The sequence below is a fragment of the Pseudomonas fluorescens HK44 genome (genome assembly GCF_000217955.3).
Lineage (GTDB): Bacteria > Pseudomonadota > Gammaproteobacteria > Pseudomonadales > Pseudomonadaceae > Aquipseudomonas > Aquipseudomonas fluorescens_AQ.
The window spans coordinates 22,552-35,527 of record NZ_AFOY02000010.1; the positions used below are offsets into that span (position 1 = coordinate 22,552).

The 12,976-nt window shown below is 60.7% G+C and carries 11 protein-coding genes and 2 pseudogenes; 6 read left to right on the forward strand and 7 right to left on the reverse strand.

The window, feature by feature from the left end:
- Positions 1 to 265: 265 nt before the first annotated feature.
- Entirely contained in the window at positions 266 to 706 is a 441-nt protein-coding gene (locus HK44_RS10280; protein ID WP_019692834.1) for a carboxymuconolactone decarboxylase family protein, read from the forward strand.
- Between the two features lie 7 nt (positions 707 to 713).
- Here the strand turns inward: HK44_RS10280 and HK44_RS10285 are convergent, their stop codons facing one another.
- The 3 genes from HK44_RS10285 to HK44_RS10295 form a co-directional block, all read right to left on the reverse strand.
- Complete coding sequence (locus HK44_RS10285; RefSeq protein ID WP_019692833.1) at positions 714 to 2,306, reverse strand: DHA2 family efflux MFS transporter permease subunit; 1,593 nt, start codon at positions 2,304 to 2,306, stop codon at positions 714 to 716.
- Positions 2,303 to 3,430 carry an HlyD family secretion protein gene (locus tag HK44_RS10290; protein ID WP_019692832.1) on the reverse strand — a complete coding sequence of 376 codons (1,128 nt, stop codon included), beginning with the start codon at positions 3,428 to 3,430 and terminating at the stop codon, positions 2,303 to 2,305. The genes HK44_RS10285 and HK44_RS10290 overlap by 4 nt, the downstream gene beginning before the upstream one ends.
- Before the next feature lie 102 nt (positions 3,431 to 3,532).
- Complete coding sequence (locus HK44_RS10295; protein ID WP_024264839.1) at positions 3,533 to 4,297, reverse strand: AraC family transcriptional regulator; 765 nt, start codon at positions 4,295 to 4,297, stop codon at positions 3,533 to 3,535.
- 99 nt (positions 4,298 to 4,396) lie between these two features.
- Here HK44_RS10295 and HK44_RS10300 point away from each other — a divergent pair, with 99 nt between their 5' ends.
- A complete protein-coding gene (locus HK44_RS10300; protein ID WP_019692830.1) occupies positions 4,397 to 5,527 on the forward strand; it encodes an MFS transporter in 1,131 nt (376 codons plus the stop codon).
- Positions 5,528 to 6,124: 597 nt separating this feature from the next.
- Positions 6,125 to 6,979 carry a hypothetical protein gene (locus HK44_RS10305; RefSeq protein WP_431357326.1) on the forward strand — a complete coding sequence of 285 codons (855 nt, stop codon included), beginning with the start codon at positions 6,125 to 6,127 and terminating at the stop codon, positions 6,977 to 6,979.
- Between the two features lie 76 nt (positions 6,980 to 7,055).
- Here the strand turns inward: HK44_RS10305 and HK44_RS10310 are convergent, their stop codons facing one another.
- A complete protein-coding gene (locus tag HK44_RS10310) occupies positions 7,056 to 8,207 on the reverse strand; it encodes an MFS transporter (protein WP_019692828.1) in 1,152 nt (383 codons plus the stop codon).
- 150 nt (positions 8,208 to 8,357) lie between these two features.
- On the opposite strand from HK44_RS10310, the gene HK44_RS10315 reads away from it, so the two are divergent.
- Positions 8,358 to 9,350, forward strand: a complete 993-nt coding sequence (locus tag HK44_RS10315; protein WP_019692827.1) for a diaminopimelate epimerase — start codon at positions 8,358 to 8,360, stop codon at positions 9,348 to 9,350.
- Positions 9,351 to 9,503: 153 nt separating this feature from the next.
- On the opposite strand, the gene codA is transcribed toward HK44_RS10315, so the two are convergent.
- The 3 genes from codA to HK44_RS10330 all read right to left on the reverse strand — a co-directional run bounded on the left by codA (position 9,504) and on the right by HK44_RS10330 (position 12,369).
- Positions 9,504 to 10,742: a cytosine deaminase gene (gene codA, locus HK44_RS10320; RefSeq protein WP_019692826.1), complete on the reverse strand. Its 1,239-nt coding sequence runs from the start codon at positions 10,740 to 10,742 to the stop codon at positions 9,504 to 9,506.
- 96 nt (positions 10,743 to 10,838) lie between these two features.
- Positions 10,839 to 11,195 (reverse strand): 6-carboxytetrahydropterin synthase QueD, encoded by a 357-nt coding sequence (gene queD / locus HK44_RS10325; RefSeq protein WP_019692825.1) that lies wholly within the window; start codon positions 11,193 to 11,195, stop codon positions 10,839 to 10,841.
- A gap of 94 nt (positions 11,196 to 11,289) precedes the next feature.
- Complete coding sequence (locus HK44_RS10330; RefSeq protein ID WP_019692824.1) at positions 11,290 to 12,369, reverse strand: hypothetical protein; 1,080 nt, start codon at positions 12,367 to 12,369, stop codon at positions 11,290 to 11,292.
- Positions 12,370 to 12,521: 152 nt separating this feature from the next.
- On the opposite strand from HK44_RS10330, the pseudogene HK44_RS10335 reads away from it, so the two are divergent.
- Both HK44_RS10335 and HK44_RS10340 read left to right on the forward strand, forming a co-directional pair.
- Positions 12,522 to 12,629, forward strand: a pseudogene (locus HK44_RS10335) (PepSY domain-containing protein); the annotation flags it as partial.
- Between the two features lie 4 nt (positions 12,630 to 12,633).
- Positions 12,634 to 12,849, forward strand: a pseudogene (locus tag HK44_RS10340) (ATP-binding protein); the annotation flags it as partial.
- Between the last annotated feature and the right edge of the window lie 127 nt (positions 12,850 to 12,976).

The window sequence follows — 12,976 nt, forward strand, 5'->3', positions numbered from 1 at the left end:
CCGCCAACCTCGTGAAAAGGTGACGGGTTTTGTGTTGTGCGCAGACAAGCCCCCTCGCCACAAGAGCCGCACGGTGTTGCTTGTTACTGCGGTGCATCGAGGTGATCCAGCGCGCGATTCACCGCCAACTCGGCGGGAGAAACGGTCGCGCCAAAAGACGGGCAGGTCAGTCATTGGCTACCTCGACTTCTGAACAATTGGCTATTTGTACCAATCGCCGGCAGCGCTACCGTATGGCGCATCCCCACTTGCTACGGAGCTGACCATGCAATCTCGTGTCGATTTCTACACCGCCTCGCCGGATGCCCTCAAAGCCATGATCGCGCTGGAAACCGCGGTCTCCAAGCTGCCGCTGGAAAAGACCCTGATCGAACTGGTCAAGCTGCGTGCTTCGCAAATCAACGGCTGTGCCTTTTGCGTCGATATGCACACCGCCGATGCGCGCAAAGGTGGCGAGACCGAACGCCGTCTGTATGCGGTGTCGGTCTGGCGTGAAACACCGTTCTTCACCCCCCGTGAACGCGCCGCGCTGGCCTGGACCGAATCCCTGACTCGTGTCAGTGAAACTCACGCCCCGGACGAGGATTACGCGCTGTTGAGCGCCAATTTCGATGCCAGGGAAATGGTCGACCTCAGCGTGGCGATTACCACCATCAACGCCTGGAACCGCTTGGCGGTGGGCTTTCGCAAAATGCCGCAGGCCTGATCCGGGATCAATGGGCGTCTGCTGACGGCGCGACCGGTGCTTGCACCTTGCGCATCAAGGGCACCATCAGCGTGGCGATCATGAAGCAGACCATGATCGTCAGGAACGCGTCGCCATAGGTTTGCGTCTGGGCTTCGCGGTAGGTCAGCAGCCACAGTTGGTGCAGGCTGGCCGTCACGCCCGCGTCGCCGCTCTGGCCCAGAGCGGCGAAGTTGCTGCCAACCTGTGACAGCCACTGGTTCATGGCTTCATTGCTGCTGTTCAGGTGCTCTGCAAGCCGTGTGAAGTGCAGGTTGGTGCGGTCATTGAGGATCGTTGCACAGGCGGCGATGCCGATTGCACCACCGAGGTTGCGCATCAGGTTGAACAACCCCGATGCGTGCTTCAACCGTGCTGGGGCCAGTCCGCCAAGGGTCAGCGTCACCGCCGGTGGCACCGCCAATTGCTGGGCAATCCCGCGCAAGGCCTGCGGCAGTATCAACTCCCTGGCGCCCCAGTCATGGGTGATCGGGCTGAAGTCCCACATCGACAACGCGAACAGCCCAAGGCCGGTCATCATGATCCAGCGCAGGTCGACGCGATTGGCCAGAAAGGCGTACAGCGGAATGGCCATGATCTGGAACACCCCGGTGGAAAACACCGCCAGACCAATATCCAGTGCGCCATAACCGCGTACCCGGCCGAGAAACAGCGGCGTCAGGTAAATGGTCGCGAACAGGCCGATCCCGGTGACGAATGAAAAGAAACAACCGAGGGCAAAGTTGCGGTCTTTCAGCGCCCGCAAATCAACGATCGGGTTGGCCACGTGCAAGCTCCGACCGATGAATGCCAGGCCAGCGAGCCCCGAGATCCACGCGGTGGTCAGAATCGTCTGATCGCTGAACCAGTTCCAGCGTGGACCTTCCTCCAGGGTGTATTCCAGGCAGCCGAGAAATAGCGCCATGAACACCATGCTCAGGTAATCCGCGCCCTTGAGCAGGGACAATTCCGGCTGGTCGATTTTCACCAGCATCGGCACCGCGACGGCGACGAAAATCCCCGGCACCAGATTGATGTAGAACAGCCAGTGCCAGGACGACACGTCGGTGATCCAGCCGCCAATCACCGGCCCCAGGGTCGGCGCCAATGAGGCCACCGCGCCAATGGTCGCGGCGGCGATGACCCGTTGTTTGCCGCTGAAGAAAAAGAATGCGGTGGTGAACACCAGCGGGATCATTGAGCCGCCAAGAAACCCTTGCAGGGCACGGAAGGCGATCATGCTCTGGATGTTCCAGGCCGCGCCGCAGAGCAGGCTGGCCAGGGTGAAACCGACCGCTGAGGCGCAGAACAGCCAACGGGTGGAAAACACCCGCGACAACCAGCCCGACAGCGGAATCACGATGATTTCAGCGATCAGGTAGCTGGTCTGCACCCAAGCGGTTTCGTCAGTGCCGGCCGAGAGCCCGCCGCCGATGTCACGCAGCGAAGCCGAAACAATCTGGATATCCAGCAGTGCGATGAACATGCCGATGCACATCGTGGCGAAGGCAAATACCTTGGTCGCCGTCGCCATGTTCGCGGCATTGAACGGTTGAGCCTGGGCGGTGAGGGCGCGGCTCATGGTGCGCTGGCCTGGGCTATGGCAACGGTGGTTTCCCTGGGTGCGGTTTTGGTATCAACCGACGCGGTCACCGACAGCCCCGGACGCAACTGGCCGAGTACACCGTCGGCCGGATCAAGGAGGATCCGCACCGGCACCCGCTGGACGATTTTGGTGAAGTTGCCGGTGGCGTTTTCTGGTGGCAGCACGCTGAACTGCGCGCCAGTGGCTGGCGCCAGGCTGTCCAGATGACCGTGGAACTCACGCCCCGAGAGCACGTCGGCATGAATGCTCACGCGCTGGCCGGGCACCATGTGTGCCAGCTGATCTTCCTTGAAGTTGGCATCGACCCACAGTCCGCTGGCCGGTACCACCGAAAGCAATTGCGAGCCCGCCTGGGCATAGGCGCCAACCCGCGCCCGGCGGTTGCCGATCACCCCGTCGACCGGCGCGCGCAATTCGGTGTAGCCGAGGTTCAATTGCGCCAGGTCACGCTCGGCACGCGCCTGCATTAACGCAGCCTTGGCTTGTTGCTTGCGGGTGGCGATCACGTCCAGCTGCCGTTGCGTTGCGAGCAACTCGGCTTGTGCCCGGGCACTCTGCGCTTGAGCCGTCTTGAAGGTGGCATCGGCGCGTTGCGCACTTTCCACCGACACCGCATTACTGCCGACCAGTTGTTTGTAGCGGGCATTGTCATCCCGCGAGCGGGCGGTTTCCGCACCTGCGGCATCGATCCCGGCGCGCGCCTTACCGATCACCGCGTGTTGCAATTGCTCCGTGGCATCGAGGTTGGCCAGCAGCGCTTCTTGCGCCGCAACGGCGCCTTCGGCCTTGGCCAGGCTGGCGCGATAGTCGCGTGAATCGAGGCGGATCAGCAGGTCGCCGGCCTTGACGCGCTGATTGTCGGTTACCAGCACTTCTTCGACATAACCGGCGACTTTCGGCCCGATCACCGTCACATCGCCACCAATGTAGGCGTCGTCGGTTTCTTCGATGAAGCGGCCGCTGGTCCACCAGTGCGAACCGTAGAGGGCGATCAACGCCAGAGCAACAAGGGCCGCAACGGCGAGCAGTAAGCGCTTGAGCAAAGGAGGGCGCGCAGGTTGCACGGCAAGGGAAGGATCAACGGTATTCAGGCTGGTCATGGCAATCCCCTATGGGGTATCAGTCGTTATTACGATAATAATATGATGCAAGTAATATTTTCTGACAAATGATTTTTCCGGCCGCTCGTCGGTTGCCGATGATCATTTGAAATAAGTGCCTGGCGTCTTGCCGGTCATGGCCTTGAAAAAGGCGATGAACACGCTGTCGCTGGCAAAGCCCAGTTCAAAAGCGCTGTAACTGATGTTGCGACCGGTAGCGAGCAGTTCGATGGCGCGCATCAGTCGCCACTGCTGTCGCCATTGCTGATAGCCCATGCCGGTTTCCCGCTGGAAAATCCGCCCGATGGTTTTGCTGCTGGCGCCGACCCTTGTCGCCAATACCTGCAATTGCGGCGGCAGTAGTTCGGGGACGCTCAGCAAAGGCGCCAGGCGTTTATCCCGAGGCAAGGGCAGCAGCATCGGCTGGTGGACGGCTTCGCGGATTTCGCTCAGGCACAGCCCCAGCAAATGCACGAATTTTCCCTGACGCCAGTTCGTGTCGAACGGCGTCATGGCGATCGACTCCAGCACCGCACGCAGCAATGGGCTGACCTCAATCACGCAGACCTGATGGGGTAATTGAGTTGAGAGTGGCGGCGTCAGGTAAATGGACCGGTAGTCGACGCTCTGTTGCATCACCGCACGATGGCGTACCCGTGGTGGAATCCATGCCGCGCGCGACGGCGGTAACAGGCAGAGCTGGCCGGCCAGGGTAATCCGGGTGCAGCCCCGGCGAGTGAACAGCAATTGCCCGCGCTGATGCTGGTGCAGGCCCGAGTCGTGATCGCCCAGGCTTGCGGCAATACCAATCACATCGGCCTCATGGGTGTCCGGGTCAAAGGGTGTCTGTGCTTCAAGCCAGGCCATGAGGTTGTCCGATTTCAATGGTTTATTGTCAAGATCAGGATAATACGTCAATGACGGCTCCTTAAAATCACCATCAATCTTTCTGGTGAGTAAGCCGTCATGAATTCAAACAACCTGTTGCGCCTGGCCGTTGCCTTGTTGATGTTCGGGCAGATCGCGCAAACCCTCTACAGCCCCGCGCTGGCCGATATTGGCCAGGCATTTGAAGTGACGCCCGCAGCCGCTGCGCAGGTCCTGTCGGTGTATTTCCTGGCGTTCGCTGCAGGTGTAGTGGCGTGGGGGCGGCTTTGTGATCGCATCGGTCGACGACCGGCGATGCTCGCCGGTCTGGCGTTGTATGCCTTGGCCTCGGTCATGGCGCTGGGTGTCAGTACTTTCAGTGGTCTGCTCGCGATGCAGGCGCTGGCGGCTTTCGGTGCAGCGGTCGGTTCGGTAGTGACGCAAACCTTGTTGCGCGACTGCTTCAGTGGCCCGGCGCTGGCCCGAGTGTTTTCGATGGTCGGCATGGCGCTGGCGATCAGCCCGGCGTTGGGTCTGTTTATCGGCACCAGCCTGGTCAGCGGGTTTGGCTATCGAGGCGTATTGGTTTGCCTGCTGATACTGGCATTGATCCTGTTCGGCTGGAGCGCCTGGACCTTGCCGGAAACCCGACCGGACAACGTTTCGATATCACCGTTGTTCGCAACCTTGCGGCAGATGCTGCAAGACGTGGCGATCTGGCGTGCGGCGTCATTGGTGGCAGTGTTCAACATCGCTCTGTTCAGCTATTACAGCCTGGGCCCCTTTGAGTTTCAGCGTTTGGGATTGGGTCCTGAATTGTTCGGCTATAGCGGGGTGGTCCTGGCGCTGGGATCGGGGCTGGGGGCGGGCTTGAACAAGCACTTGCTCAAGCGCGGCGTGAAGGTGGAGCAGCTGATCGGCATTGCGGCCGTGGTGGCATTGCTCGGCGCGCTGGGTGTACTGGGATTGCGCGCCAGCGTCTGGTTTATCGCGCCGATGCTGTTGGTGGTCCTGGCATTCGGGATGGCGATACCGAATATCCTCGGCTCAGCGTTGACCGGTTATGGCGATCGGTTGGGTACTGCCGGTGCGCTGTTTGGCTTGATGTATTACCTGCTGATCGGCAGCGGTCTGATGCTTGCGGCCTGGAGTCAATCGCTGGGTTGGACGCTGTTGATGTGTGGTGTTCTGGTGGTTTTTTTGAGCATGCGTGTACGCCGCATGGCCTGATAAACGAGCCTCCTGCCTGGCAGCATTACGTGGGCTTTGCTTTCGAATGTTACAACTACGCCGGCTATAAAAATAATAAGTTCCCTGGCTGGTTTTTCTGTCGGGTAACTGAACGTTATTCAGAAAACAGTATGGATTTCATATTGGGTGCGGACAAATAAATAGTGCTGTGGATATACTCTGTTGCACGCGAAAACCCATTATTTAGTTGAGGATGTGTCGCTGATTGAATGCCGGGGTAGTGTGTTCGCTTATCAGGAATAAGTGCTCCGGTGCTCGGCTATTTGTATCAGTATGTGTAAGGGGGTATTGGGTTGGGTGGTTGTAAGGTGCGGTAAATATGGTAGGAAGGGCAGTCTGGCTTGGCGGTTGTTGAAGTTTCAGAATGAAATAAATTCGTCACAAATCGAAGTGGATACTGTTCGGGGAAGTTAAGCGGTAGTGCCTCGTTGTTGTCATTAATGAAAAAATAGGAGCGTCAAAAGATGACCGAAGAACCTAGTTGTAACTCTCAGTGCCTGAGCACTGCCTTATTGTTGAAGACATTAACCTTAGCCATCGCAAACCCTCCTCGTTATAGGCGTGAGGAGCGTTTTCGTGAACAAGTATTCAAGGTCGATCATGCCAAACTACACACCTTGCCGCACCGTCCGGACCGCCCACTCGAAAACCACAGCACAGGCCGTTGAGGCCGGTTCATTCACTGCTTTTCTTGATGATTTGTCTCCCCACAAACGCGGGGGCATGCGGCAAAACCTGGTGTTTGTCGGTGTGGCCGTTGGCGTCTCCCTCCTGCTGACACTGTCGTCCAAAGCCCATGCCGCCGGTGGCCCCTATGTGGTCGACGACGGTTCGATCAATGCCCCCGGCGAATGCAACGTCGACGTCTGGTACAAAAGCCAGCGCCACCAACAATCGAACCATGAAACCGAGCTCTCCCAGGACTGCACGTTCAAGGCACTGCCCTCGGTGCAGTTCGGCGCCGCGGTGTCCCACGGCCACGACGATGGCGACAGGGAGACCCAAGTCAGCCCGAAGATCAAGGCGCAGGTGTTCAGCGATGACGATCTGGGGCTGGAAGTGGCCCTCGCCGCAGGCGCGAATTTCGCTCTCAACCGCCGTCACTCCTTCGATGGCGCCGACCTGACCCTGCCCATGGCGTATCAGCCTGTCGAGGCGTTGCGCCTGAACGCCAGCGCCGGCTGGACCCACGAATACGACGACGGCAAGCAACGCCACAGCTGGACCTGGGGCACAGGCGTTGAATACGCGCTGGCCGAATCCCTGACGCTGATTGCCGAACGCTTCGGCCAGCAGGGTGGAGACCAGGGCTGGCAGGCCGGACCTCGTCTGCATCTGGGCAAAAAGGTCGATATCGATCTGGTGGTCGGACGCCACCTCAACAACGACTGTAAACAGTGGCTTGCCACCGGTGCCACGTTGCGTTTTTAAACGCCCGTTGTTTGGCCCTGTGTCACCCGCCAGCGCATTGTGGCGGGTGATGGCTGCGGTCTTTTGCTTCGGCGACTCAGACCTTCAACGCCTTGCCACTGACGGCCACAGCCAGCAGCAATACAGCGATCAATCCAAAAGCAAAACTCAAGCTGCTGCCGTGGGCGATAAAGCCGATCACTGCAGGCCCCGCCAGAATTCCCGCATACCCCAATGTCGTGATGGCGGGCACGGCGATGTTTTCCGGCATGACGTTCTGTTTGCCGACGGCGGTGTACAACACCGGCACGATGTTCGAACATCCGACCCCGACCAGCGCGTAACCGATCAGCGCGGCTTCCCAGGCCGGTGCCAACGTTGCCAGCAGCAAACCGGCAGCCGCGGTCAAACCGCCAAACACGATCACACGCGTGGCCCCCAGCTTATGCACGATGGCATCGCCCGTCAGCCGTCCGACCGTCATGGTCAAGGCAAACGCGGCGTAGCCCAGTCCGGCATACGCGGTGTCGAGATCACGTTCTGCGGTCAGGAACACGGCGCTCCAGTCCAGCACCGCGCCTTCGGCCAGGAACACGATAAAACACAGGCTGCCGATAAACAGCACCACGCCGTGGGGAATGGCGAACGCCGGCCCCGAGCTTTGGCTGCCGTAGGGCAACAGATGGGGCGCAGCCTTGAGCAACGACACCAGCAGAAACATGATCACCACCACTGTCGCGCCCAATGGCGAGATACCCAGGCCGAGCAGGGCGCTGACACCTGCTGCGCCGACGATCCCGCCGAGGCTGAACAACCCGTGAAAGCCCGACATCATGGTCTTGCCGCTGGCTCGCTCGACGATCACCGCTTGCAGGTTCACCGTCGAGTCCACCGTGCCCAATCCGGCCCCGAACAGGAACAGCGCAGCAATCAGCAACGGGATCGACGACACCGTTGCCAGCAGCGGCAGTGCCAGGCAGATCAATAGCGTGCCGCCGCTGAGCACTCGCCGACAGCCGAAGCGCGAGGCCAGCATACCGGCCATTGGCATCGCCAGAATCGATCCGACTCCCAGACACAGCAACAACACGCCGAGCATGCCGTCATCGAGCCCGGCCCGGGCTTTGGCGTAAGGCACCAGCGGCGCCCACGCGGCGATACCGAAGCCTGCGATAAAGAAGGCGATGCGCGTCGACCTCTGTTCGAGGCGCCCGGGGCGGACGGAGACGGGAGGGATGATGGCGGTCATGAAAATCCTTGGTACGTCGGGGGAGACTGTGAGCCGGACCACATCCTTGCACATCAGTGACCGTCAGACGACCTTGGGTTCTGTGGGTGTGATTCGAGTCGCCAGCGCTTACAGTAGCGTCGTGTTCCAGACCTCGCCCAGGACCTGTCCATGACCTCGCTTTTCGATGCCCGCGGGAATATCTACGCCGTTGTCAGCCCACACGATCTGCGCCAGCGCGGGATCAATCTGCCGGAGGACGCCGGCCAGTCGGCGCAAAGCCGTACCGACTGGGCACTGTCTGCAGTGGAAGCCATTTGCAGTTGGGCCCCCGGCACTCAACCGGCCGGTGCCAAGGAACACCGTTCGGACGGCTTGCTGGTCGGCCCGTTTCAGGCTGCACCACCGTTTGACCTGTTGATCGTCAACACCGACGGGACGCTGGCCGAGCGCAGTGGCAACGGTCTGACGATTTTTGCCCAGGCGCTGACCGAGCAGGGCTTGATGCCGGCGCAGGGGCGTTGCCTGCTCAAGGTTCACCATGACAAAGGCGATGCCGTGTCTCCCGTCGAAACCTCGGTCGAACCGGCGCAGGTCGATGGCGTGCAGGGTTTCTGGCTGGACCTCGGCAAACCGGCCTTCGGGCCGAATGCTGTGGGGGCTCAGGCGGTCGAGACGCGGACATTGAATCAACGTGAATTAAGCCATGTGCCGCCGCTCGCGCGGCTGAATCCACTGTGGGATTACAGTCAGTTCGTGCGGATCGGCAATCCCCATTGTGTGACGCTGGTGGCGGATGCCGAGGCGTTGCCAAGCAATGAGCAGATGCGCGGGCGCGGATTGTCGGTCGACCTGACACGCATCGCTTTCGCGCCACCGAGCGGGGCTGGCGAGCCTTGTGCGGCAGGTGTCAATCTGCAATGGGCGAAGCGCCAATCCGAGAATCGCATGGCTGCTCGGGTCTTCGAGCGCGGCGAAGGGCCGACCGCGTCTTCTGGTACCAGCGCCAGCGCGGTGGCGTGTGCGGCATGGAGTGTGGGTTGGGTGACGGCGGGGACCGTGGCGGTGGTTATGCCTGGCGGTACGGCGCCGGTATTGCTCGAAGAGCAGGACGGTGAACTGAGCCGGGTCAGTTTGTTTGGCACGGCGCGGTTGATGTCCTGATTCTGCGGTGCCAGTCAGATTGCCATCGCGAGCAGGCTCGCTCCCACAGGTGAACTGCGACGACCACAACAATTGTGAACGACATATATCCCGTGTGGGAGCGAGCCTGCTCCGGGCGGCGATCCGACGATGGCGTCAGCCCGGTCAGCCCGGTCAGCCGAAAAGCTCCACCACCGGCATCTGCCGCTTCATCAACACCTTCCCGGCCCGAATCGAATACAGCGGCAGGCCCTGGCTGCGGATCACTTCGTAATCGCTGTCGGCCGACAGGATCAGCAAGTTCGCCGGACGCCCCGGCTCCAGACCATAGCGATCACCCAGGGCCATGGCCTTGGCGCTGTTGTCGGTCACCAGGTCCAGCGCGTTTTGCAGGTTGCGGTAACCGAGCATGTGGCAGATGTGCAGGCCGGCTTCGAGCACCCGCAGGATGTTGCCGTTGCCCAGCGGATACCACGGGTCGACGATCGAGTCCTGGCCGAAACACACGTTCATCCCGGCTTCCAGCAACTCGTTGACCCGGGTGACACCCCGACGTTTCGGGAAGTTGTCGAAGCGCCCCTGCAGGTGAATGCTTTCGGTCGGACAGGAAACAAAACTGATCCCCGAGTGCCCGAGCAGGCGAAAGAGCTTGGCGCAGTAGGCGTTGTCGTAGGAGCCCATGGCCGTGGTGTGGCTGGCGGTCACCCGTGAACCCATGTCGCGGCTGCGGGCTTCTTCGGCCAGCACTTCAAGAAAGCGCGAATGCGGGTCGTCGGTCTCGTCGCAATGCACATCCACCAGGCAGCCGGTGCGCTCGGCCAGGTCCATCAGGAATTTCACCGAACTGACACCTTGATCGCGGGTGTACTCGAAATGCGGAATCCCTCCAACCACATCGGCACCCAGGAGAATGGCTTCCTTCATCAAATCGCGGCCGTTGCGATAGGACTCGATGCCATCCTGAGGGAAGGCGACGATTTGCAGGTCGATCAGGTGTCGACTCTCTTCACGCACTTCAAGCATCGCCTTGAGCGCCGTCAGCGCAGGATCGGTGACGTCGACATGGGTGCGCACATGCTGGATGCCGTGGGCGGCGAGGGCGGCGAGGGTCTTTTTGGCGCGGGTTCGGGTGTCTTCGGCAGTGATGGTCGCCTTGCGCTCGCCCCAGCATTCGATGCCTTCGAACAGCGTGCCGCTCATGTTCCAGCGCGGTTCACCGGCGGTCAGCGTGGCGTCGAGGTGAATGTGCGGCTCGACAAAGGGCGGCACGACGAGATTGCCGCCTGCATCGAGGTCTTCGGGACCGAGGGTCGGCGCTTCGGTCTGACGGGCGATGTTGGCGATCAGGCCATTTTCCAGGTGCAGTTCATGCAGGCCTTCATGGTTGCGCAGGCGGGCGTTGATGATGTGCATGGGGACGGGTCCTGTTCTCGATCGATAGCGTCAGTGAATGCCTGAATCATAGGCATAAAAAAACCACCGGTCCCGGTGGTTTTTTGATCCCCAGGCTTATTCGCCGTGGTAGATGCAGCCGCTGGTGCAGGTTTCGTGGATGCGAATGGCGCTGAGTTCCGGCAGCAATGGCTTCAGCTCGTTCCAGATCCACTTGGCCAGGACTTCGCTGGTCGGGTTTTCCAGGCCTGGAATATCGTTCAGGTAGTTGTGGTCCAGACGCTCGTAGAGCGGCTTGAAGATCGCCTTGATTTCCGAAAAATCGCGGATCCAGCCAGTGTGCGGGTCGAGGTCGCCGCTCAGGTGAATCGCCACTTTGAACGAGTGACCGTGCAGGCGGCCGCATTTGTGACCTTCCGGGACGTGAGGCAGGCGGTGGGCGGATTCGAAGGTAAACTCTTTGAAGATTTCCACAGTGGTTTGAGCTCTGTCAGGTGGCTATCGCCCGCGGCGATGGGGCAGGTCGCGAGTTTAACAGCTTGGGTCCGGGGTTGCGGTAAAACACTGACTAAAGGGTCAACAGTTGCTCACCCAAACACCCGCTGGCAGTCAGTTCGAGGAACTCGTCGCCGAGCCGCTGGCTCTCGTCCATGGCGGTTTTCCAGTATTTCTGGCGGCTGGCGGGGTCCCCCATGAAGCGCTTGAAGTCGTTCCGGTCGGGTAATTTGCCGTAGGGCAGACGCGACAGGTAGGCCTTCGACGGCGCCACCAGCAGCACATCCTGCAAGCGCCCGGAATTGCCGCGTCGCCATGGCAGGGTTTTGTCGAACCAGCCGGGAATCACTCGATCGGTGAAGTGCGGGTAAAGCACGATGTCATCACCGCTGTACGGCAAGTCGAGGTGGTAATCCAGCAGGCCGCCATCGCGATAAGTCCCGGCGCCCGCACCGGGCAGGTCACGTACGCCTTCCATGACCATCGGGATCGAACCCGACGCGAGCAAGGCCTGACGCAAGTTACCGGCGTTCAGCGGGACGAAACGCGACGGGAAGTCATTCAGCGCATAGAGCGGCGGCGCCAGGCGTGGGTCATGCACGATCAACCGTTCGAAGTGCCGCGACAACCGTGAGCGCCCGCGCAGGTTGTCGGCGATCACCGATGACAAGCCCAGCCCGAGTCGCCCGCGATGGTCGTCGGCGAGCAGGCCGTGGCTCTTCACCACCATGATGTTCAGCCGATAGAGCGGGTTGTCCAGCAGCCGCGCATCGTGCCCGTCGAGCAAGTCATGCAGCATGCGCTGCGAACTCTGGCTGATCTGCGCCATGGTCATGCTCTTGGCAAAATGCTGGGCGTTGTACAGCTCACCGAGACGTCTGATGCCTTCGGCGGCGTCTGGCAAACAGGCGCTGGCGAAGCGCCAGGAACCGACCGAAGCGCCGATCAACGAGCGTTCACGCGGTGCGGCCGGCAGCCACTGCCCGAACAGCGCCAGGTCCAGACCTTGAATCCCCAGGGCCTTTGGTCCACCGGCGGCACCCGGCAGCGTGCCGACCTCCAGGGCGCTCAAGCCGTTTTCGCGAATCCGCGTAAAGGCCCGCGGGCCGGCCCTGAGGGTCAGGGCAGGGAATTTGATGTGGATGGCGGTCATACCGGTCTCGATTTTTTGCAGGATGTATGCACAGAAATGAAGTGTAAACGCATCAATGATGGCAATTCAGTTTCAGTTAAGTTGATACAGCTAGGGTGACTCCCCGGGTCATTCATGAAGAATACGCAGGCACTCCATGCTCTGGATATGTAATGAAGGTTAATCTGCCCGCGTATGGCCTGGCGACCCTGGCGCTCCTGGCATTTTGCTCGGTGGTAGCGGCCCGTGATCTGGACCAGGACGAAGCCCTGCGCCTGCGAGCAGATCGCTCAGCTGCAACAAGGGCAACGCTCGCAACTGGACGATCAAGTGCCGCATCAGGTGTTCAGTCGCGGCACGCGCCTGGATGAGCAGACTGACGGGCATGGCCTGGGACTGGGGATTGTGCGCGATATCGTCGAGGCGTGGGGCGGGGAGTTGGTGTTGCAGGAGAGCGAGTGGGGCGGGTTGAAGGTGGTGGTCGAGTTGCCCAGGCGCTGAAACCTTGTGGCGAGGGAGCTTGCTCCCGCTGGGCTGCGAAGCGGCCCCAAAACCAGTCACTGCGGTGCTTCAGCTAAACCGCATTGACCGGATTTACGACTGTTGCACAGTCGAGCGGGAGCAAGCT

What these genes read in the sequence shown, in the direction of transcription:
- HK44_RS10290 (WP_019692832.1), bottom strand. Translation starts at nt 3,430, where the DNA reads ATGACCAGCCTGAATACCGTTGATCCTTCCCTTGCCGTGCAACCTGCG.
- HK44_RS10285 (WP_019692833.1), bottom strand. Translation starts at nt 2,306, where the DNA reads ATGAGCCGCGCCCTCACCGCCCAGGCTCAACCGTTCAATGCCGCGAAC.
- HK44_RS10295 (WP_024264839.1), bottom strand. Translation starts at nt 4,297, where the DNA reads ATGGCCTGGCTTGAAGCACAGACACCCTTTGACCCGGACACCCATGAG.
- HK44_RS10280 (WP_019692834.1), top strand. Translation starts at nt 266, where the DNA reads ATGCAATCTCGTGTCGATTTCTACACCGCCTCGCCGGATGCCCTCAAA.
- HK44_RS10330 (WP_019692824.1), bottom strand. Translation starts at nt 12,369, where the DNA reads ATGACCGCCATCCACATCAAATTCCCTGCCCTGACCCTCAGGGCCGGC.
- codA (WP_019692826.1), bottom strand. Translation starts at nt 10,742, where the DNA reads ATGCACATCATCAACGCCCGCCTGCGCAACCATGAAGGCCTGCATGAA.
- HK44_RS10300 (WP_019692830.1), top strand. Translation starts at nt 4,397, where the DNA reads ATGAATTCAAACAACCTGTTGCGCCTGGCCGTTGCCTTGTTGATGTTC.
- HK44_RS10310 (WP_019692828.1), bottom strand. Translation starts at nt 8,207, where the DNA reads ATGACCGCCATCATCCCTCCCGTCTCCGTCCGCCCCGGGCGCCTCGAA.
- HK44_RS10315 (WP_019692827.1), top strand. Translation starts at nt 8,358, where the DNA reads ATGACCTCGCTTTTCGATGCCCGCGGGAATATCTACGCCGTTGTCAGC.